Genomic DNA, 20094 nt, shown 5'->3' with positions numbered 1-20094 from the left:
TCTTCCATGGCAACTTTCTATATAAAACATATAACTAAATACAGTTACAGTAATACGGTGATTGATGGTGCAAACTTAATTAGATTGCATCCTATTAATGACGAATACCAAAAAGTAAAATCGCATTACATTGTTGTTACCAATAATGCCTTTATACAGACCTTTACAGACTATTACAACAACCAAGTAGGCACCTTTATGATTACCGAGCCTATAAAAGAATTGTACATAGAATCGAATATAGAAGTCACAACATTTAACAAGATGTTTCCAGAAGATACTGTAGATGCAGCAACCCAATGGGAAACACTTAAATCCTTAACCAGCAATGGTGCTTTTTACGATTTTTTAAAACACCCTAAGTTTTCTGGCACCGAAGCCATCCTTCAACATATCGATTCCATTAAAATTACTGAAAAAACACCCTATAAAGTTGTATTAGAGCTTTGTGAGTATATCTATTCCAACTTTAAATACAAAAAGGGCATTACCACAGTAGACACCTCACTAGACGATGTGTGGCATTTAAAAGCAGGCGTTTGTCAAGATTTTACAAATATTTTACTTCAAATCGTTAGAATGTGCGGTATTCCTGCCCGCTATGTTAGTGGCTATATATGTCCTAACGATAATATTACCCGTGGCGAAGGCGCAACCCATGCTTGGATTGAGGCCTACATCCCCAATTATGGCTGGCTGGGCTTAGACCCTACCAACAATGCCATAGCTAACGAAAATCACGTACGTTTAGCTATAGGCAGAAGTTATGCCGATTGTGCACCCGTTAAAGGTGTATTTAAGGGAAAAGTAGAATCTAAATTATTTGTGAAAGTTGATGTTAGCACTTCAAAAAATGAAACGGTAAGCATACCCGAAATACCTGTTTCAACTAAAAACAACAGCTTTCAGCGTAATTTAGAGCGTATCCAGCAACAGCAACAGCAGCAATAGGTTTAAAACAGTTTAAGATTGTTTATTTTTTCCTGTCAATTACATAATTCACCATTAACTCCAGAGAATCTCTATAATCAGATTTCGGATAGGTTTGAAGAATTTGCAGGGCTTCCTTTTGAAAATCCCTCATTCTTTCTGTAGCATAATCCAAACCACCGTGGTCTTTTACAAAAGCAATCACTTCCCGTACCCGCTTTTTATCTTTGTTATGGTTTTTAATGGAATTAATCAGCCAGCTCTTGTCCTTTTTATCCACGTTGTTAAGCACATAAATTAATGGCAAGGTCATTTTTTGTTCCTTAATATCAATGCCCGTGGGTTTGCCAATTTGGTCATCACTATAATCAAACAAATCATCTTTAATTTGAAATGCCATTCCAATAAGCTCACCAAACTTTCGCATGGCCTCCACATGTTGGGATTCCGGTTTTACCGAGGCTGCACCCAAACTACAACACGCTGCAATAAGCGTAGCGGTTTTTTGGCGGATAATCTCATAGTACACCGCTTCCGTAATATCCAACTTACGGGCCTTTTCAATTTGCAACAACTCCCCTTCACTCATCTCCCTTACTGCTATCGATATAATTTTAAGCAAGTCAAAATCATTATTATCAATACTTAACAGCAGGCCTTTAGACAGTAAATAATCGCCAATTAAAACCGCTATCTTGTTTTTCCAAAGGGCATTTACCGAGAAAAAGCCGCGACGCCTATTACTATCATCCACCACATCGTCGTGCACCAAGGTGGCCGTATGTATAAGCTCAATAACCGATGCGCCCCTATAGGTACGATCGCTCACCTCGCCATTAGAAACCATTTTAGATACCAAAAACACAAACATAGGGCGCATTTGCTTGCCCTTTCTATTTACAATGTAGGTTGTAATTCTATTAAGCAGAGCCACTTTGCTGGACATAGACAACAAGAACTTTTGTTCAAAAAGGTCCATTTCAAACGCAATCGGTTGCTTTATCTGCTCAACAATCTTCAACTTTTAACTTTTAGTTTTTCACTTTTAACCTCTAACTTTTATTAGCTAACTGCCCACAGGCCGCATCAATATCCTTGCCCCTACTGCGGCGTACATTCACAACAATTCTATGGGCCTCTAGCTCAGAAATATAATGCTCCAGGGCCTCGTTAGATGCTTGTTGAAAATCCCCATCATCAATAGGGTTGTACTCAATAATGTTCACCTTGCAAGGTACATATTTACAAAATTTTACAAAAGCATCAATATCAGTTTTAGTATCATTAATACCTTTCCAAACTACATACTCATAACTTATTTTACGTTTGGTTTTAGCATACCAATACTCCAAAGCCTCTCTTAAATCTGTTAACGGAAACGTTTCATTAAAGGGCATTATTTTGGTTCGCACTGTATCCACAGCCGAGTGTAGTGACACCGCCAAATTAAACTTAACCCCATCATCGGCCATTTTCTTTATCATCTTGGGCACGCCCGATGTAGAAAGTGTAATCCGTTTTGGGGACATCCCCAAGCCTTCTGGTGAGGTAATCTTATCAATCGCCTTAATAACATTGTTGTAATTCATAAGCGGTTCGCCCATACCCATAAATACAATATTGCTCAAGGGGCGGTTAAAGTATAGCCTACTTTCATTGTCAATGGCTACCACCTGGTCGTAAATCTCATCTGGGTTTAAGTTACGCATGCGCTTTAATCGTGCTGTAGCACAGAACTTACAGTCTAAACTACAACCTACTTGGCTAGACACACAAGCGGTAGTACGCGTTGGGGTTGGTATTAAAACCGATTCCACAATCAAGCCATCATGCAAGCGCACGGCATTCTTAACCGTACCATCACTACTGCGCTGCATGGTATCTACCTTAATATGATTAATTACAAAGTGGTCTTGAAGCATCTGGCGGGTGTCCTTAGAAATATTGGTCATATCATCAAAAGAGTGTGCGGCCTTTTGCCATAACCACTCGTAAACTTGATTGCCCCGAAAAGCCTTATCACCTTGTTGCTCAAAAAAATCGCGTAGTTGTGCTTTTGTCAATGCCCGTATGTCTTTTTTGGTTTCTGCCATAAGTGCTGCAAAAGTAATGATTTTAGTTATAGGCTGTATGTTTTGGGTTTTGGGTTTTGGGTACTAGGTGTTAGGTGCTGGGTGTTGGTGCCTTCGCCAAATCACCTCCCCCCCCATACAAATCCAAAAACAATAAAAACGTTCCATTATCCTTAAGGGCTTTACGTATTAAAAAAAATGCCCTTTGATAACCTTATAAAAATGTAAAACGCCCTATAAAAGGGCGTTTACTATTATGAGATTCCTGCCTCCGCAGGAATTAAAGAATCAACATCGCATCCCCATAGCTATAGAACTTGTATTTTTCTTTGATGGCTTCTTCGTAAGCCTTTTTAATAAAATCGTGCCCTGCAAATGCCGACACCATCATTAACAACGTAGACTTTGGTGTGTGGAAATTGGTAATCATACAGTTGGCAATACTAAAATCGTATGGCGGGAAAATAAACTTGTTGGTCCACCCATCCATTTCATTTAACATACCGTTTGAAGATACCGAACTTTCTATGGCACGCATTACGGTAGTACCTACGGCACACACACGTTTTTTGTTTTTAATGCCTTTGTTTACGGTTTCAACGGCTTTTTCATCTATGGTAAGTTCTTCACTGTCCATTTTATGCTTAGACAGGTCTTCAACCTCAACCGGGTTAAACGTTCCTAAGCCCACATGTAGTGTTACTTCAGCAAAATTAACACCTTTAATTTCTAAACGCTTTAATAGGTGTTTTGAAAAGTGAAGCCCTGCAGTAGGTGCTGCTACAGCGCCTTCATTTTTGGCATAAATGGTTTGGTAACGCTCTTCATCTTCTGGCTCTACCTCTCTACGAATGTATTTAGGCAGTGGTGTTTCGCCCAATTCGTTTAGTTTTCTTCTAAATTCTTTATAAGAGCCATCATATAGAAAACGTAGGGTACGCCCTCTAGATGTGGTATTGTCTATAACCTCGGCCACTAAATTGTCATCTTCACCAAAATACAACTTGTTACCAATACGTATTTTACGTGCCGGATCTACAAGAACGTCCCAAAGGCGTTGCTCTTCATTCAACTCCCTTAATAAGAACACTTCTATTCTAGCACCTGTTTTTTCTTTGTTGCCATACAATCTGGCTGGAAATACTTTGGTGTTGTTTAAAATTAAAACATCTTCCTCATCAAAATAATCCACAATATCTTTAAACATCTTATGCTCGATGGTTTGCTTTTTTCGATCTAAGACCATCAAACGGGCCTCGTCTCTATTTTCTGCTGGATATTCTGCTAATAATTCGTCTGGTAAATTAAACCCAAAGTGTGATAATTTCATTTAAAAGTGTTTAAGTGTTTATAGTTTAGAAGCTTAGGGCTTATGGTTTTATTACTAAAATCTTACCCTATAAAATTCCAAACGGCTGCAAATATACAATCTGAAAGTAGGGCTTGTCAAGTAATTGTATGATTATTATTTAGTTATTTTAAAACCAATGGATTCCAGGTCATCCCAAAAGGTGGGATAGGATTTTGAAACTACCATAGCGTCCCCGATAAGCAGGCTTGTTTTTAAAGCCAAAGGCGCAAATGCCATAGCCATTCTATGATCGTTATAGGTGGCAATAGACACATTGGAATGTATGGTTTTAGAAGGTGCTAAGTGTAACGAATGATTGGTAATAGTAACATTACCACCTAATTTTTCGATTTCGGTTTTTAACGCCACCAACCTATCGGTTTCTTTTATTTTTAAAGTATGCAGCCCCAGTAAATTACAGGATATACCCAATGCAAAACAGGTTACGGCTATGGTTTGCGCTATATCGGGCGCATTGGTTAGGTTATGGCTAAACGCCTCTTGTGCTTTACCTGCTTTTTTTAAGGTAATGCTATTGTTTTGATAGGTGGTTTCTACCCCAAAGTCCTTGTAAATATCCACCAAAGCCGAATCGCCCTGTAAGGAGTTTTCTTTGTAGGCAGATAGGGTGATTTCAGTTCCAATAGGGCTCATCGCTACAATACTAAAGTAGTAGGATGCCGAAGACCAATCGGATTCAACGGTAAGGGTTTTGGGTGTTGGGTGTTGGGTGTTGGGTGTTGGGTCCTGCGACTGCGACCGTACACTAATAACCTGTCCGTTAAACGCTGTTTCTATGCCTATTTCGTTTAGCAAAGCCAGCGTCATCTTTATATAAGGTACCGACGTGATCTCGCCTTCCAAAGTAAGCTCTAAGCCATTTTCCAACCTAGAAGCTATAAGTAATAGTGCCGAAATATACTGGCTACTAACATTGGCCTTTAATGATACCTTGTTTTTGGTGAGCTTTTTACCGGTTATTTTAATGGGCGGATACCCACTATTTTCTTCATAAGTTATATCGGCTCCCAACTGTTGTAGGGCCTCTACTAAAATTTGAATGGGGCGTTCTTTCATGCGTTTAGAGCCCGTAAGCACAACGGTTCGGCCTTCTTGTATGGCAAAAAAAGCTGTTAAAAATCGCATGGCTGTACCGGCATGGTGAATGTCTACCACATTTGATGTTGTACTGAGCGCATTCGCCATTAAGTTACTGTCGTCTGAATTGGAAACGTTTTCAAGGCGTATGTGCGGGTATAATGCCTGTAAAAGCAATAACCTATTAGACTCACTTTTTGAACCAGTAATTTGAATGTGCGGTTGACGACCTGCCTGTCCGGCAGACAAGTTGACGATTGACGATTTTTGCAGGGTAATATTCATTATAAAAGTGTTACCAAAGTTGGTTTAAGCCTGCAAATTTACTTTAATTTTTTATTATTATGGTGTCTATCGTGGTCGCGTTTTGCTTTCTTGTCCATTCTTTTATCAAAAGCTTGCTGTAAATCTACCCCTGTTTGGTTAGCCAAACACAAAACAACAAACAAAACATCGGCAAGTTCTTCACCCAAATCTTTGTCCTTATCGCTTTCTTTTTCGCTTTGCTCTCCATAACGGCGTGCAATGATACGTGCTACCTCACCAACCTCTTCGGTAAGCTGAGCCATATTGGTAAGCTCGTTAAAATAGCGTACCCCATGCGCCTGAATCCAATCGTCTACTACCTGTTGTGCGTTTTGAATGTTCATTATACTTTAGTTAAAACTATTTGTTCTGATTCTTTATTGATCATTTGGTTAAAAAACTCTTTTAAAAATAGATAGGTATTTGCAGCCATACTTGCTTTTTTAATTTCTAAAGAAGCTGATAACTGAATTCTGTTACCCAATACTTTTGGCACAAATCTAAACTCTCCCAAGTCCTCTGGTATTTTTATAATTACAGGGCTTGGGGAAGACTCTAATTTATACCCTTCAGGAATTGTAACGTTAACAATATAACTATCCTTAAAGGGGTGACCAAAATCTATTGGAAATTCTCTATTTTCTAATTTAAACGGATTTTCTGTAATTTTAAGAAAAGACATGGGCTGTATATACATTTTATCATCAATTACATCGGCACCACCTTCTTTATAAAAATTAAAAGACTCTGATACAAACCCTTGATAATCGTCTGCATTTTTCACCTCATAGTTTGATATTTCTATATTTTGATACTTGGTTTCCCTGTTGGCTACAAAAGCATCTAAATCTTGGTCTTTAAACGTTTCTCTAAACTCATATGCTTTATGGTTTGTATATCTCGATTTAAAATTTCCCTGCATAACACCATCTTCATCTAATTCTGCATCAACAACGTATTGCCCTACTGCTGCTTTTGCATCATCTATTTCTATTTGTTTCCAAACCATCTTATTATTATCAACCAAAATACCTTGCCAGTTGTAATCTCTAATCGGTAATAAATTAATATCACTGAATTCATCTGTTGCGTCTAGAAAATATTTTTCTCCATTAATAACAGCATAAGCCAATACATAGTTTAGTCTATCAACCGTAGGAAAAACTGGAATTGAATTATCTTTTGTGCTTATAATAAGAGGATTGGAATCAATTCCTGCATATCGTAACATAGCTACAAGGGTTAGATTAACATCGGCTGCATTTCCCTTTTTTTCTTTTAAAGTTTTGCGAATGCCGTTATAAAAATATTTCCCGTCCATGCCATTCCACTTAATATTGTCCTTCACAAATTTAAACACCGCTTTCATCTTCTCTACCTGATTTGTTTTTCCAGAAATTACCTCATCCAATGTTTCATCAAATGAATTTGTCTTATCTAGTTTATATTTATAATCATCAGAGTTTCCAATGGTTTTAGCAACATCGCTCCAACTTTTTCCAAAACTTTTGTAAGTGGCCCCTATTTCGATTGACACCAACTCGAACATAACCCCTGCTGTATAATTATTAATATTATCAACCAGGCCTTCTTCTTTAAGGGCAGGCACATCATTTAAGTTGTATTTTATAATATCTACCGTCATACCCAACCTATTGTCCTTTTTACTGGATCGCTCGGGGTAAAACCCAATATAGCCTTTTTGTATGGCATTAAAATTAAAACCATGGGGCGTTCTAATTTCTGCTTCTAATCTTTTTATAGGAATATCGTACTGAAATCTAAACTCATCAATATTCCAATAAAATGGTGACTTTATATTATATTCTATATCTAAAACGGAACCCTCTTTTACATTAGGCATTGTAAATTTTACCTGGTTATAATTATAGCTGTATTCATTTTCAAAAATTTGGTCTTTATCCAACTCCGTTTTAACAACTTTGTCCCCTTCAAGATTATATGTATATGCCTTAATTTTGCCAACATGTTCTTCATCACTTCTTCCATTGTAAAGATTTATAGTTATGGTGGCTTTTTCAAAGCCTTCTTTATTGTATATTTTTATTCTTTCGTGAATTTCTGTTATTAAACTAATAGACGAGGTGCTACTACTAAAATAGGTGTTTTGGCATTTATACAATATGGCTGCATTTGCCGATGCGTCTTTAGGATAAGCTGTTTCTAAAAGCTCTTCTTTTGATACTTTTCCAAATTCTATTTCTTGAGAAAAATTAAATTGGAAAACGAACATGCATAATAACAATATAAATCTTCTTGCATTCATAATTAGTTGGTTTTTCTTAGTACTAGTTTAGCGTTATCACCTTTTGAAACTTCTTTTCTAAAATTTCTATAGGCTTCATATTCAGATTTTGGATATTCGCCTTTTTTAATTAAAAGTTTTCTTGTGTATTCAATTTTATTATTAACCTTATCAATTTCAACCTTATATTCTCCAAATTTATTTTTCACCAATATATTGTTGGGAATTGCTTCTATTTCATAACCTTCAGGAATTTCTAAAGTAAAATAATCTTCATCTAGATAACCTCTTTGTATTTCTAAAGGCAATTTTCTAATACGGTACCTATCGGGAATAAAAGTGTTTTTATTAAACGCATTTGGCCTAAGCAATAGCCTTTCTCCACTAAATGAGGCATAATTATTTGCATGTACGTTAATACTTTCTGTAAACTCTATGTGTTCTCTATCGTTGTTAAAATTGTATTTTACTACTTCAAGATTGTTTACATACCCCCAATATTCTTTATAAAACTCAATAACATCTTTATCAGACAAGCTTTCAATTTGAAATTTTTTATCGTATTGGGTGCCTTGACTTGTCATTGTTATTTTAGAATCAATACTTCCATCTCCGTTCAACCTAATGTCTGCTTTCATTAATTGATGGTTGAGTGTGTCTGGATAGATGGTGGTTCTTAAAATTTCACTGGAATCTGGCTTTACAACAAGCACCTTTCTGTTATCTGTAAAATCACCAATAAAATTAAAGGGATGTACTTGACTGGTGCAGTCTAACCAAATCATATCATCATCATTTGGAATGGCCAATATAATATGGTTGCCTTGTTGTAAGGAAGCAAAGTCGTTTTCCATATCATATATATTACTGCCAGATTCCACAATGGTGTAATAGGAAGGTACTCCCGCAATAGCTAAAAGCGATTGGGTATAATTAGTAAGCCCCTTACAATCGCCATATTTTAATTGATCTACCTCTAGCGCCGATATAGGTTGTACACCACCAATACCCACCTGAACGCTGATGTATCTTGTATTGTTTTGAACAAATTCAAAAACCTTCTTTGCTTTTTCTACTGGATCTTGTATATCAGCTGTTAATTTTAATATAGCTTGTTTGGTTTCATCGGTTACCGTATTTCTTCCAACCAAAAGTGAATTCATCCAATTTCCAAACTCCAGCCAATCCTTTGCTTTTCCGTTAATTCCGTAAAATTGAAAATTCTCTAATGCTACTAAAACCTGAGGAACCAATTTGGATAATGAGGGACTTAAGTCTTCAGGTTGGACTGCTTGTGCATTTTTTAAAGTATAGCTTAGTGATGTTGATGTATTATTCACATCTATAGGAAAGCCTTCAAAATACTTTTCTTTAAATCGCAACCCTAAATTTGCGTAATCTTTTAATGTATAGATATCTGTCTCTATACTAACATAATAATCATCTATGGGCATCCATGAGGATATACTAGCTGTATTGGATGTTTCTATTTCACAAAAAAATTCTACTGTATACGGGTATGTAATTGGTGTATACCCTAAAAACAACACTCTAGAGTCTGTATAGAGTGTACCCCCATCTACAGTACTATGGTCTATAAAATCTTTCTTCCTAACTTTTTTAATTTCTGCTCCTGTATCGTCATAGATTAAAGCCTCTATTTTTTTGATTTTCAAATAATTATCATAACCCGCATAGGCTTGTACAGAAGAATTACCCTTTTCGTTTAAAACAGTAACAATACGCTTTTTTACAATATGTAATTCTTGTTGAGAATCTATTGTAATAGCTACCTCATTTAACCTGACAACAGCATTGGCATGCTGCGTAAGGTTTTTTGGAATGGTTAAACTTGTGTATAAATTGTCTTGGGGAAATACAAAAAGGGTTGTAAAAAAAACAAGAATGTTAAGCCATTTTTTAATCATCGTAACCTGTATAGTAAAGTTTTATACACTTTATTTACCAATTAAGAATTAATGGAGAGAGAAAACCTTTAGCTATTATTTAGGTTTCATTAAAATTCTTACACCAAATATAAAAAAACATGGAATAAAAATATACTTTATTTCGCTAAAAATAACATTAAGTCCCCATTCTGAAAAAAAATGCTCTATCCCTATGGGAGAGACTTTAATACCTCGAAATGGAAAAAAGAAGCGATGGTTATTGAAGGGAATAAAGAAACCAACCCCTTTGCCTCCAGAGGTCATGGCATCTAAAACACCATGTGATGCTGTGGACAAAAATATAACCAAAAACCAAATGCTTTTATATTTTCTCCCTATTGTAAACATTAAAATAAGGGACCATAAAAGTGCAAAAAGAATAGAATGTGTAAAGCCTCTATGTCCTAAAGGATGGGAATAAGGCACCCCAAACTGAAAGCTTAAAACATCAAAATCTGGCAATATGGTTGAAAAAATAGCTGCCAAGAGCAACCATTTGGTTTGGTGTGTATCCAACACCTTGGTTAGTGTAAAGCCTACTATACTATGCCCGAATATGGATGCCATTATACTTTATTTTTCGAATCGATAATGATAGTTACAGGACCATCGTTAACTAATGCTATCTTCATATCGGCACCAAATTGTCCCGTTTGAACCGGTTTACCCAAATCGGTTTCCAACTGCTTAACATAAGCTTCGTAAAGCGGAATGGCTATATCTGGTTTTGCTGCTTTGATATAGCTAGGACGGTTGCCTTTTTTGGTAGCGGCATGTAAGGTAAACTGGCTTACCACAATGGCATCTCCATCAACATCCAACAGCGATTTGTTCATAACACCTTGGTCATCGTTAAATATACGTAGGTTAACTACCTTATTTGAAAGCCAACTAATATCTTCCTGGGTATCATTATCTACAATCCCCACAAGTATTAAAAGACCGTTGGTGATAGACGCTACTTCTTTATTTTTAATGGTTACATTGGCTTGGCTAACACGTTGTATTACAGCTTTCATTTAGATTGTTAGATTATTAGATGGTTCGATTATAAACTAAAACTCATAACTTATCATCCCATGTATTCGTCCTATAATGCTCGTCTTCACCTTCTAAAATCTGTAGATAGCTTCGGTAACGTGAATAGGCGATTTCATCGTTATCCAATGCTTTTTTTACAGCACATTTGGGCTCTTGAATATGCAAACAGTTATTAAATTTACAGTCTTGTTTTAATTTGAAAATTTCGGGAAAGTAATCGCCTACTTCTTCCTTATCCATATCTACTACCCCAAACCCTTTAATGCCTGGCGTATCTATAATTTTACCACCAAAACTAAGGTCGAACATTTCGGCAAAGGTGGTGGTATGCTGCCCTTGCATATGTTGACTGGATATTTCTTTGGTCTTTAAGTCTAAAGCAGGCTCTATGGCATTCACCAAAGTAGATTTACCCACGCCAGAATGACCAGAAAACATGCTTACTTTGTTATGCATTAAGGTTTTTACCTTATCGACATTTTTACCTGTTTTGGCAGATACACCAATGCATTGATAGCCTACTTTTCGATATATATGGGCCAAATACTTAACTTCATTAAGTGTTTCTTCATCATACGTATCAATTTTGTTGAACAGCAAAATTGTTTTAATGGAATAGGCATTGGTGGTTACTAAAAACCGATCGATAAAGCTTGTTAGCGTTGGTGGATTATTAATGGTAATCATTAAAAACACCTGATCGATATTGGAAGCTATGATATGGGTTTGTTTTGACAGGTTAACGGACTTACGAACGATGTAATTGGTACGGTCGTGAATGTTATTGATAATGCCCGTAACCTCATTATTGTCGGTCTCCAACTCAAAATCCACATAATCGCCTACCGCTATGGGGTTGGTACTCTTAATGTCTTGCATACGGAATTTACCTTTTATGCGGCATTCGTAAGTCTCCCCCAATTCGGTTTTTACAGTGTACCAGCTTCCTGTAGATTTATATACGCGTCCTGTCATTCAAATAGAATAAAATCCTAAAGATACAAAGGTAAGGAGTTATTTTAGTAGAAAAGTAACAAAGTAATAAAGTTTGAAAGCGACAGGAAGATAACCTACAGACACATAAATAGCAATTCAAAAAAAATGTATATTTAAATACTTAATTTTAAAACTAAAACCATGAAACAGTTACTGTTAGTTACAGCCTTTTTATCTATAGGTTTGTTGGATGTGTATGCCCAAGTTGAATACAAAATTATTACAAGTGTGGAGTCTATTGTACCCAGTGGCTTGGGGCGCTCGAGATTAATTTCTGCTGTTGATGAACGTGATTATAGAGATTTTACATCAGAACAAACGGAAGACAACAATACACGGAACAAATCTGACCGAGGCGATATTCGTGTAAAATATTTTGAGGAAACCAAGCTATTAAACTTTTACAATATTGGCGGGATTCGCTTTCAAAACATTGCGGCCAATGATGCGGTTGTTGGCTCTAAGATAAACGCCATGATAGCGGAAGGCTGGGAATTGGCTTTTGTAACCAGTGCTGTTGAAAGTGACAGTGGCAAAGAAGACGGACAAGGTATCTTTATTACGCGGTATATTTTTAAACGGAATAAATAATATGTAAAAGGCTCGCCAGTGGCGAGCCTTTTTACTTTTTACCCATTAATAACCTTCTCTTGATGGTTGATGGATTCTTGGTGGATGGCCTTAAACATTTTTAAAATGAACTCCTCACTTAATCCGTGAGCTTCTCCTTCTAATACCATTTTGCCTAAAATCTCATTCCAACGCTTGCTTTGTAAAATAGCAACGTTTTTTTGCTTTTTAAGAGCTCCAATACTGTCGGCTGCTTTCATACGTTGGCCTAATAATTCAATAATTTGATTATCTACCACATCTATTTGGGCTCTTAAGTTACCCAACGATTTATTGTACTCGGCTTCAGAATCGGTTTCTTTTCTAATTTTTAAATCCTTCATGATTTGAACCAAAGTTGATGGTGTTACTTGTTGCGCTGCGTCGCTCCAGGCATTGTCTGGATCGTAATGTGTTTCAATCATTAACCCATCAAAATTCAAGTCTAATGCTTCTTGTGATACTTCAAAAATCATATCTCTTTTTCCTGTAATGTGCGATGGGTCGTTAATTAAAGGAATATCTGGAAATCTGTTTTGAAACTCAATAGCCAATTGCCATTCTGGAATATTTCGGTATTTTGTTTTTTGGTATGTTGAAAACCCTCTATGGATGGCTCCAATGTTTTTAACGCCTGAATTGTAGATTCTTTCTATACCCCCTAACCACAATGATAAATCTGGATTTACCGGGTTTTTAATCAGTACTGGCTTATCGGTACCTTGTAATGCATCTGCTATTTCTTGCATGATAAACGGACTTACAGTGGAACGTGCACCAATCCATAATAAATCCACATCATGCTCTAATGCCAATTTTACATGCGCCGCATTGGCTACCTCGGTACAAACTTTCATGCCCGTTTCTGCTTTTACTTTTTGTAACCACTTTAGTCCCAAAGCCCCTACGCCTTCAAACATACCTGGTCGTGTTCTCGGTTTCCAAATACCTGCTCTAAAATAATTAACATCTGTATCTTTTAGCTCGTGCGCTATTTTTAATACTTGCTCTTCGGTTTCTGCACTGCAAGGTCCTGCAATTACCAACGGATGATCTAAATTTAAATCATCTAACCAGGTTCTCATTTCTTTCTTGTTTTCCATTTTTGTTTAATTTACCTTATAAATCTACTTTATGTGACACCCCACATGGTTCGAAATAACTTTTAGTTTTTGTTCTCTTAAATAATACCGTTTAATATATCTTTTATATGGTTTGTGTTTTTCATCTCATTAAAAATAGCTTCAAAATCATCATCTTTCATCAGCTCTTTAAAATGGGTAAGGTTATGTATATATTCTTCTAATGTTTCTATAACGTTTTGTTTGTTCTGTTTAAATATTGGTGTCCACATTTCGGGCGAACTTTTAGCCAATCGAACGGTCGAGGCAAATCCACTTCCAGCCATATCAAAAATATCGCGTTCATTTTTTTCTTTCTCTATAACGGTTTTACCCAACATAAACGAACTTATATGCGACAAATGTGATACGTAGGCAATGTGTTTATCATGCGCTTCTGGGTTCATATAACGAATACGCATGCCCAACTTTTTAAACAGCTCTAGAGCCTTTTCTTGAAGTTTAAAGGTTGTTTTTTCTACCTCACAAATAATATTGGTCTTCCCTATAAACAAACCACTAATGGCTGCAGAGGGGCCTGAATGTTCTGTTCCTGCTATTGGGTGCATGGCCAAAAAGTTTCTGCGCTTTGGATGGTTTTCTACTACTTTACAAATATCTAACTTTGTAGAGCCCGCATCGATTACCAAAGTTGTATCTGCTACTTTATCCAAAACGGTTGGCAGCAGTTTAACGGTAGCATCTACAGGAATCGATATAATAACCAAATCGGCATTACCAATATCATCCAATGTTGCTTTTTTATCAATAAGCTTAAGCGCCAATGCTTGATCTAAAGTCGTTTCTTTTCTACTAATACCATGAATAACCACATTTGGGTACTTAGCCTTAATATCTTTAGCAAGACTACCTCCTATTAAACCAACTCCTATTGCGTATATATTTTTCATTTTATTCTTGCTATTGCTTCTTCTAACACCTCGGTTGATGCACATAATGAAAACCGTATGTACCCTTCTCCCTTACTACCAAAAATAGTTCCTGGCGTAATGAATATGTGGTTTTCTTTTAGTACTAAATCTATAAACTCTTCTGCCTTAACATAGGCTGGTAGTTTAGCCCAAACAAAAAGTCCGGTAGCGTGTTCATCATAAGTGCAGTTTAAAGCTTCTGCCAATTGCCACACCAAATCTCGGCGTTGCTTGTAAACATTATTTAATGTTACAAACCACATTTTTGAACACTTTAAGGCTTCTATAGCCCCTTTTTGCACACCGTAAAACATACCAGAATCCATATTGCTTTTTACTTTTAATATGTTGCTTATATGCACACTATCGCCTACAACCATGCCTACACGCCAACCCGCCATATTAAATGTTTTACTTAACGAATTAAGCTCTAAGCAAACTTCTTTGGCACCCGCAACACTTAAAATACTTTTTGGGTCGTCGTTTAATATAAAACTGTACGGGTTATCGTTAACAATCAATATATTGTGCTTTTTGCCAAACGCCACTAATGCCTCGTATGAAAATTTACTGGCCTGGGCCCCTGTTGGCATATGTGGATAATTTACCCACATGATTTTTACTTTGCTTAAATCCATTGCTTCCAATGCCTTAAAATCGGGCAGCCAGTTGTTGGCTTCGTCCAATTCATAAAACATTGGCGTGGCACCCAATAATTTTGTTACCGATTGGTAAGTAGGATATCCCGGGTTTGGTATTAAAACTGCATCGCCTTCATTTAAATAAGCCATAGAAATGTGCATAATACCCTCCTTACTTCCCATTAACGGTAATATTTCGGTTGACGGACTTAAGCTAACCGAAAAATGCATTTTATAAAACCCTGCCATGGCATCCCGTAATTCTGGAAGCCCTTGATAACTTTGGTACTTATGTGCATTGGGATGTGCTAATCCTGCCGTAAGCGCATCGATTACTTTTTGTGGTGGCTGTAAATCTGGACTACCAATCCCTAAATTGATTATGGGCTTACCACTGGCCATAAGCAGATTGACTTCTCTTAGTTTTTTAGAAAAGTAGTATTCCTCTACGGTTTGCAATCTGTTAGCTACTTCTATCATAACTTAGCATTTTTAAACTCGCCCAACACTTTAAAGTTATGGGCCATAATATCCATGAGGGATTTCGCTTTTTTGAAATCCGTATATGTTTCAAAAGTCACATCAACAAAAAATGCGTACTTCCAAGGGGTCTCTACAATAGGCAAGGATTGTATCTTGGTTAAATTAAGCTTACAATCGCTCATTACATTTAAAATAGCCGCCAAACTGCCTCGTTTATGGTCGGCTTCAAATTTTAAGGAGGCCTTGTTAATCTCATGCTCTGGCACTTCAGAATTTACCCGCTTTACAATAACAAAACGAGTTTCGTTATGCTTAATGGTTTGTATACTATGTGCCAGAATGTCCAATTCAAAAATTTCGGCCGCCATAACACTTGCAATGGCCCCAACACCTTTTAATTGCTGTTTATGGATGCGCTCTGCAACCTCGGCGGTATCTTTATCTTCCACCAATTTAATATGGGGGTGCAGCTTAAAGAACTCCTTACACTGTAACAAAGCCATAGGATGCGAATACACTTCCTTAATTTCCTTTATATTTTGATTGGGCCATGCCATTAAATTATGCTGGATATCCAAATAATGCTCTCCAACAATATGCAATCCATATTTATCAATTAATGCATAATTGGGAATAATGGATCCGGCAATGGAATTTTCTAAAGCCATAATGGCGGCATCGCACTCTTTTGTAATGAGGGAATCTACCACCCTATCGAATGTTAAACACTCAATAACACCAACGGGTTTATTAAAAAATTGCTTTGACACAATATCGTGAAAAGAGCCCTTTATTCCTTGTATAGCTACCGTATTAATCAAAATTCAATATTTATTATAGTTTTAATTAACCAACTGTTAAACAAAAAAAAGTCCCGATTTTCATCGAGACTCATACTTAATTTATGTTTATAAATTATACATACAACGCCTCGTTTCTTTTGCTAAAAAAGAAATAAAACCAGTTGTTAAAATATGTATAATATACTGTTGTTGTCATAATTACAGCGCTAAAGTAATTAATATTTTAAGAAATCAAAATACATAAAAACCTTTTTTTGCACTTTTATTAAAAGTTTTAAAGATTTTACAGCAAACCTTCGTTTAAATTATATTATCATTATTTTTGAAGAAATAATTTTAAATATGTCTATAGAAGTAACGGGCATTTCGAAACTTTACGGGAAACAGAAAGCATTAAACAACATCTCTTTTAAGGTGGAAAAACCTGAAATTGTTGGTTTTTTAGGTCCTAATGGCGCTGGGAAATCAACCATGATGAAAATTTTAACCACTTACTTAAAAGCTACTGAAGGATTGGCAAAAGTAAATAGTTTTGATGTTACTAAAGACAAAGTGCACGTACAAAAAAGTGTGGGCTATTTGCCTGAGCACAACCCATTGTACCTTGAGCTATATGTAAAAGAATATTTAAGCTTTAATGCCCGTATATACCATGTTAACAAACAACGTATTAATGAGGTTATTGAATTAACAGGGCTTACCCCCGAAGCCCATAAAAAAATTGGACAGCTCTCTAAAGGGTATCGGCAACGGGTGGGTTTGGCCAATGCGCTTTTACACGATCCGGATGTTTTAATATTAGATGAACCCACAACAGGTTTAGATCCTAACCAATTGGTAGATATAAGAAACCTAATAAAAACCATTGGAAAAACTAAAACAGTGTTCCTATCTACCCACATTATGCAAGAAGTAGAGGCCATGTGCGATCGGGTTATTATTATTAATAAGGGCGAGATTGTTGCCGATAAAAATTTAAAAGCACTCCGACAAGGCAATGAACAAGTTGTTGTGGTTGAATTTGATTACCGGGTTGAAGATGCCTTTTTATTAAAATTGCCCAAGGTAAAGCAGGTAACCAATACCTATGATTTTGTTTATGAGATTACTTTTTCTACCTCGCAAGATATGCGTTCCCATGTGTTTGACTTTGCTCATGACAACCAATTGAAAATATTACAGCTCAATCAAAAAAACAGTGATTTAGAGTCTTTGTTCAGGGATTTAACTTCTAAATAAACAGCCCTTCTTTTTATAGCTTGCAACTTAAAACTAAATTATGACAAATATCATCTTCAATAAATTATGAAGGTGGTAATTTTGTACCATCATATAATAATAAAGGATACTTATTTTAGTAAAAATATGCAATAAGCTATCTTTGTAACACAAGCAAACACAAGATGAGTAAAGGAGTTTATGTTGCTACCATAGAGCCAAACAGCGGTAAATCTGTTGTTGTTTTGGGCTTAATGCGTATGCTTTTAGGAAAGACTGCTAAGGTAGGGTATTTTAGGCCCATTATTGAAGATTTAGAAGCAGGCGAAAGGGATAACCATATTAATACCATACTGTCGCATTTTGAATTGGATATTAACTACAAAAAAACCTTTGCGTTTACTAGAAATGAAGTATTGGACCTATATAATAAAGGACGCTCTGGCGAGGTGCTTGATGAAATTATTAAAAAGTACAAATACCTAGAAGATCGTTTCGATTTTGTTTTGGTAGAAGGTACCGATTTTTCTCATGAGAACTCCAGCATTGAACTCGACTTAAACATCTTGATCTCTAAAAACCTTAGCTTGCCTGTAATTATTGTAATGCAGGGTGATAAAAAAGCACTCAAGGAAATTGTTGATAGTGTGCAATTGGCCCACGATACCTTTAAACAAAGTGTAGACGTACTTTCTATTATGACCAATAAGGTGGATCCTGATGATCTACCTAAGCTAAAAAGCTTACTACAGGAACGTATTGATAATGACACCGACCTTACGGTAATTCCAAAAATATGTAGCCTGGCAAGCCCTACCATTAAGGAAGTTGTAAAATCCTTAGATGGAAACGTACTATTTGGAAAAGATTTGCAGAACAACCTTATTGAAAACTTTAGTGTGGGTGCCATGCAGTTGCGAAACTACCTGACCCATTTAAAAGAGAATGCACTAGTGATTACTCCAGGTGACCGAGCCGATATTATCTTGGGAGCCTTACAGGCAAACATCTCTAAAAATTACCCAAAAATTTCCGGTATTATTTTAACGGGAGGCCTAATTCCTGAAGATCCCATTTTAAAACTTATTGAAGGGCTTTCTAGTGTGGTACCTATTATTAGTGTTAATGCAGGTACTTATTTTGTAACCAATAGTATTGGCAGCATTAAATCTAAAATTTATGCTGAAAACACCGAAAAAATTACAACCTCTATTGCTACTTTTGAAAAACATGTAGACACCGATAAACTAGCCGATAAATTAATAACGTTCCAGTCTGACATATTTACTCCAAGAATGTTTCAGTACAACCTACTACAACGTGCTTTAAAAAACAAAAAGCATATTGTATTACCAGAAGGACATGACGAGCGCGTTTTACGAGCAGCTGCTCGCATTGTTAATGCACATGTAGCAGAATTAACTTTATTGGGTGAAGCAGATAAAATTAAAGATCTTATAGAAAAGCTTGATATTTCATTGAACTTAGATGAAATCAATATTATATCCCCCACCAAATCGCCACATTACGACGATTATGTTAACACCTTTTATGAACTTAGAAAACATAAAAATGTTAATCTGGAAATGGCTCGGGATGCTATGGCAGATGTATCCTATTTTGGAACTATGATGATTTATAAAGGCCATGCCGATGGTATGGTGTCTGGGGCTGTACATACTACCCAACATACCTTGCGCCCAGCCTTACAGTTTATTAAAACAAAACCTGGTGTAAATATTGTGTCTTCCATTTTCTTTATGTGTTTGGAAGATAGAGTATCCGTTTTTGGTGATTGTGCCATTAACCCTAATCCAAATGCAGAAGCGTTAGCCGAAATAGCTATTTCATCTGCACAAACTGCCAAAAATTTTGGCATTGAGCCTAAAGTAGCTATGCTGTCCTATTCTTCGGGTGCCTCTGGAAAGGGTGTTGACGTTGAAAAAGTGCGACAAGCTACCGACATTGTAAAAGCTCAGGCACCGGATTTAAAAATAGAAGGTCCTATTCAATATGATGCTGCGGTGGATATGCGTATTGGTCAAAGTAAAATGCCAGACTCTGAAGTTGCAGGCCGTGCCAGTGTTTTGATTTTCCCAGATTTAAATACAGGGAACAACACCTATAAAGCTGTACAACGGGAAACGGGTGCACTTGCTATAGGCCCGATGTTACAAGGTTTAAACAAACCCGTAAACGATTTAAGTAGAGGCTGTACTGTTGATGATATTTACAGCACTGTTATTATAACCGCTATTCAAGCACAAGAACTTTAAGC

At 36.4% G+C, this 20094-nt stretch carries 18 protein-coding genes; 4 read left to right on the top strand and 14 right to left on the bottom strand.

The features are described 5' to 3' along the window. The first annotated feature begins 6 nt into the window (after nucleotides 1-6). A complete protein-coding gene (locus AC5SR4_RS09110; RefSeq protein WP_495355935.1) occupies nucleotides 7-951 on the top strand; it encodes a transglutaminase family protein in 945 nt (314 codons plus the stop codon). A gap of 22 nt (nucleotides 952-973) precedes the next feature. Here the strand turns inward: AC5SR4_RS09110 and AC5SR4_RS09105 are convergent, their stop codons facing one another. From AC5SR4_RS09105 to rsgA, 10 genes are all read right to left on the bottom strand, one after another. Beyond that, nucleotides 974-1951, bottom strand: coding sequence for a polyprenyl synthetase family protein (locus AC5SR4_RS09105; RefSeq protein ID WP_495355934.1), 978 nt, complete (start codon nucleotides 1949-1951; stop codon nucleotides 974-976). A 31-nt stretch (nucleotides 1952-1982) separates the two neighbouring features. Next, nucleotides 1983-3023: a dual-specificity RNA methyltransferase RlmN gene (gene rlmN, locus AC5SR4_RS09100; RefSeq protein WP_495355933.1), complete on the bottom strand. Its 1041-nt coding sequence runs from the start codon at nucleotides 3021-3023 to the stop codon at nucleotides 1983-1985. Between the two features lie 259 nt (nucleotides 3024-3282). Then, nucleotides 3283-4332, bottom strand: a complete 1050-nt coding sequence (gene queA / locus AC5SR4_RS09095) for a tRNA preQ1(34) S-adenosylmethionine ribosyltransferase-isomerase QueA (RefSeq protein WP_495355932.1) — start codon at nucleotides 4330-4332, stop codon at nucleotides 3283-3285. Between the two features lie 135 nt (nucleotides 4333-4467). Then, nucleotides 4468-5736: a 3-phosphoshikimate 1-carboxyvinyltransferase gene (locus tag AC5SR4_RS09090; RefSeq protein WP_495355931.1), complete on the bottom strand. Its 1269-nt coding sequence runs from the start codon at nucleotides 5734-5736 to the stop codon at nucleotides 4468-4470. 38 nt (nucleotides 5737-5774) lie between these two features. Further along, entirely contained in the window at nucleotides 5775-6101 is a 327-nt protein-coding gene (locus AC5SR4_RS09085; RefSeq protein ID WP_495355930.1) for a nucleotide pyrophosphohydrolase, read from the bottom strand. Beyond that, the gene (locus AC5SR4_RS09080; RefSeq protein WP_495355929.1) at nucleotides 6101-8044 is read right to left on the bottom strand and encodes a transglutaminase family protein; all 1944 of its coding nucleotides are present in this window, start codon (nucleotides 8042-8044) and stop codon (nucleotides 6101-6103) included. Before AC5SR4_RS09080 ends, AC5SR4_RS09085 begins: the two co-directional genes overlap by 1 nt. Nucleotides 8045-8046: 2 nt before the next feature. Next, entirely contained in the window at nucleotides 8047-9951 is a 1905-nt protein-coding gene (locus AC5SR4_RS09075; RefSeq protein WP_495355928.1) for a DUF3858 domain-containing protein, read from the bottom strand. Between the two features lie 75 nt (nucleotides 9952-10026). Further along, entirely contained in the window at nucleotides 10027-10539 is a 513-nt protein-coding gene (locus AC5SR4_RS09070) for a metal-dependent hydrolase (RefSeq protein WP_495355927.1), read from the bottom strand. Continuing rightward, entirely contained in the window at nucleotides 10539-10991 is a 453-nt protein-coding gene (gene dtd, locus AC5SR4_RS09065) for a D-aminoacyl-tRNA deacylase (protein ID WP_495355926.1), read from the bottom strand. The genes AC5SR4_RS09070 and dtd overlap by 1 nt, the downstream gene beginning before the upstream one ends. Nucleotides 10992-11034: 43 nt before the next feature. After that, nucleotides 11035-11988 (bottom strand): ribosome small subunit-dependent GTPase A, encoded by a 954-nt coding sequence (gene rsgA / locus AC5SR4_RS09060; protein ID WP_495355925.1) that lies wholly within the window; start codon nucleotides 11986-11988, stop codon nucleotides 11035-11037. 162 nt (nucleotides 11989-12150) lie between these two features. On the opposite strand from rsgA, the gene AC5SR4_RS09055 reads away from it, so the two are divergent. After that, entirely contained in the window at nucleotides 12151-12600 is a 450-nt protein-coding gene (locus tag AC5SR4_RS09055) for a hypothetical protein (RefSeq protein ID WP_495355924.1), read from the top strand. Nucleotides 12601-12638: 38 nt separating this feature from the next. Here the strand turns inward: AC5SR4_RS09055 and AC5SR4_RS09050 are convergent, their stop codons facing one another. The 4 genes from AC5SR4_RS09050 to AC5SR4_RS09035 all read right to left on the bottom strand — a co-directional run bounded on the left by AC5SR4_RS09050 (nucleotide 12639) and on the right by AC5SR4_RS09035 (nucleotide 16616). Beyond that, nucleotides 12639-13721 carry a chorismate mutase gene (locus AC5SR4_RS09050; RefSeq protein WP_495355923.1) on the bottom strand — a complete coding sequence of 361 codons (1083 nt, stop codon included), beginning with the start codon at nucleotides 13719-13721 and terminating at the stop codon, nucleotides 12639-12641. 77 nt (nucleotides 13722-13798) lie between these two features. Next, nucleotides 13799-14650: a prephenate dehydrogenase gene (locus AC5SR4_RS09045; RefSeq protein WP_495355922.1), complete on the bottom strand. Its 852-nt coding sequence runs from the start codon at nucleotides 14648-14650 to the stop codon at nucleotides 13799-13801. Beyond that, entirely contained in the window at nucleotides 14647-15792 is a 1146-nt protein-coding gene (locus tag AC5SR4_RS09040; RefSeq protein WP_495355921.1) for a pyridoxal phosphate-dependent aminotransferase, read from the bottom strand. Before AC5SR4_RS09040 ends, AC5SR4_RS09045 begins: the two co-directional genes overlap by 4 nt. Beyond that, entirely contained in the window at nucleotides 15789-16616 is an 828-nt protein-coding gene (locus tag AC5SR4_RS09035; protein WP_495355920.1) for a prephenate dehydratase, read from the bottom strand. The genes AC5SR4_RS09040 and AC5SR4_RS09035 overlap by 4 nt, the downstream gene beginning before the upstream one ends. A gap of 324 nt (nucleotides 16617-16940) precedes the next feature. Between AC5SR4_RS09035 and gldA the strand changes: the two genes are divergently transcribed. After that, complete coding sequence (gene gldA, locus AC5SR4_RS09030; RefSeq protein ID WP_495355919.1) at nucleotides 16941-17837, top strand: gliding motility-associated ABC transporter ATP-binding subunit GldA; 897 nt, start codon at nucleotides 16941-16943, stop codon at nucleotides 17835-17837. A 164-nt stretch (nucleotides 17838-18001) separates the two neighbouring features. Next, entirely contained in the window at nucleotides 18002-20092 is a 2091-nt protein-coding gene (gene pta / locus AC5SR4_RS09025) for a phosphate acetyltransferase (RefSeq protein ID WP_495355918.1), read from the top strand. The last annotated feature ends 2 nt before the right edge of the window (nucleotides 20093-20094 follow it).

The sequence above is a fragment of the Aestuariibaculum scopimerae genome (assembly GCF_059428085.1).
Note: the sequence above shows the minus strand (reverse complement) of the source record. Positions and strands in the feature narration are given on the sequence as shown.

Excerpts from the sequence above, each read along its gene's own strand:
- AC5SR4_RS09110 (WP_495355935.1), top strand. The coding sequence starts at position 7 with ATGGCAACTTTCTATATAAAACATATAACTAAATACAGTTACAGTAAT.
- rlmN (WP_495355933.1), bottom strand. The coding sequence starts at position 3,023 with ATGGCAGAAACCAAAAAAGACATACGGGCATTGACAAAAGCACAACTA.
- queA (WP_495355932.1), bottom strand. The coding sequence starts at position 4,332 with ATGAAATTATCACACTTTGGGTTTAATTTACCAGACGAATTATTAGCA.
- AC5SR4_RS09090 (WP_495355931.1), bottom strand. The coding sequence starts at position 5,736 with ATGAATATTACCCTGCAAAAATCGTCAATCGTCAACTTGTCTGCCGGA.
- AC5SR4_RS09085 (WP_495355930.1), bottom strand. The coding sequence starts at position 6,101 with ATGAACATTCAAAACGCACAACAGGTAGTAGACGATTGGATTCAGGCG.
- AC5SR4_RS09080 (WP_495355929.1), bottom strand. The coding sequence starts at position 8,044 with ATGAATGCAAGAAGATTTATATTGTTATTATGCATGTTCGTTTTCCAA.
- AC5SR4_RS09075 (WP_495355928.1), bottom strand. The coding sequence starts at position 9,951 with ATGATTAAAAAATGGCTTAACATTCTTGTTTTTTTTACAACCCTTTTT.
- AC5SR4_RS09070 (WP_495355927.1), bottom strand. The coding sequence starts at position 10,539 with ATGGCATCCATATTCGGGCATAGTATAGTAGGCTTTACACTAACCAAG.
- dtd (WP_495355926.1), bottom strand. The coding sequence starts at position 10,991 with ATGAAAGCTGTAATACAACGTGTTAGCCAAGCCAATGTAACCATTAAA.
- rsgA (WP_495355925.1), bottom strand. The coding sequence starts at position 11,988 with ATGACAGGACGCGTATATAAATCTACAGGAAGCTGGTACACTGTAAAA.
- AC5SR4_RS09055 (WP_495355924.1), top strand. The coding sequence starts at position 12,151 with ATGAAACAGTTACTGTTAGTTACAGCCTTTTTATCTATAGGTTTGTTG.
- AC5SR4_RS09050 (WP_495355923.1), bottom strand. The coding sequence starts at position 13,721 with ATGGAAAACAAGAAAGAAATGAGAACCTGGTTAGATGATTTAAATTTA.
- AC5SR4_RS09045 (WP_495355922.1), bottom strand. The coding sequence starts at position 14,650 with ATGAAAAATATATACGCAATAGGAGTTGGTTTAATAGGAGGTAGTCTT.
- AC5SR4_RS09040 (WP_495355921.1), bottom strand. The coding sequence starts at position 15,792 with ATGATAGAAGTAGCTAACAGATTGCAAACCGTAGAGGAATACTACTTT.
- gldA (WP_495355919.1), top strand. The coding sequence starts at position 16,941 with ATGTCTATAGAAGTAACGGGCATTTCGAAACTTTACGGGAAACAGAAA.
- pta (WP_495355918.1), top strand. The coding sequence starts at position 18,002 with ATGAGTAAAGGAGTTTATGTTGCTACCATAGAGCCAAACAGCGGTAAA.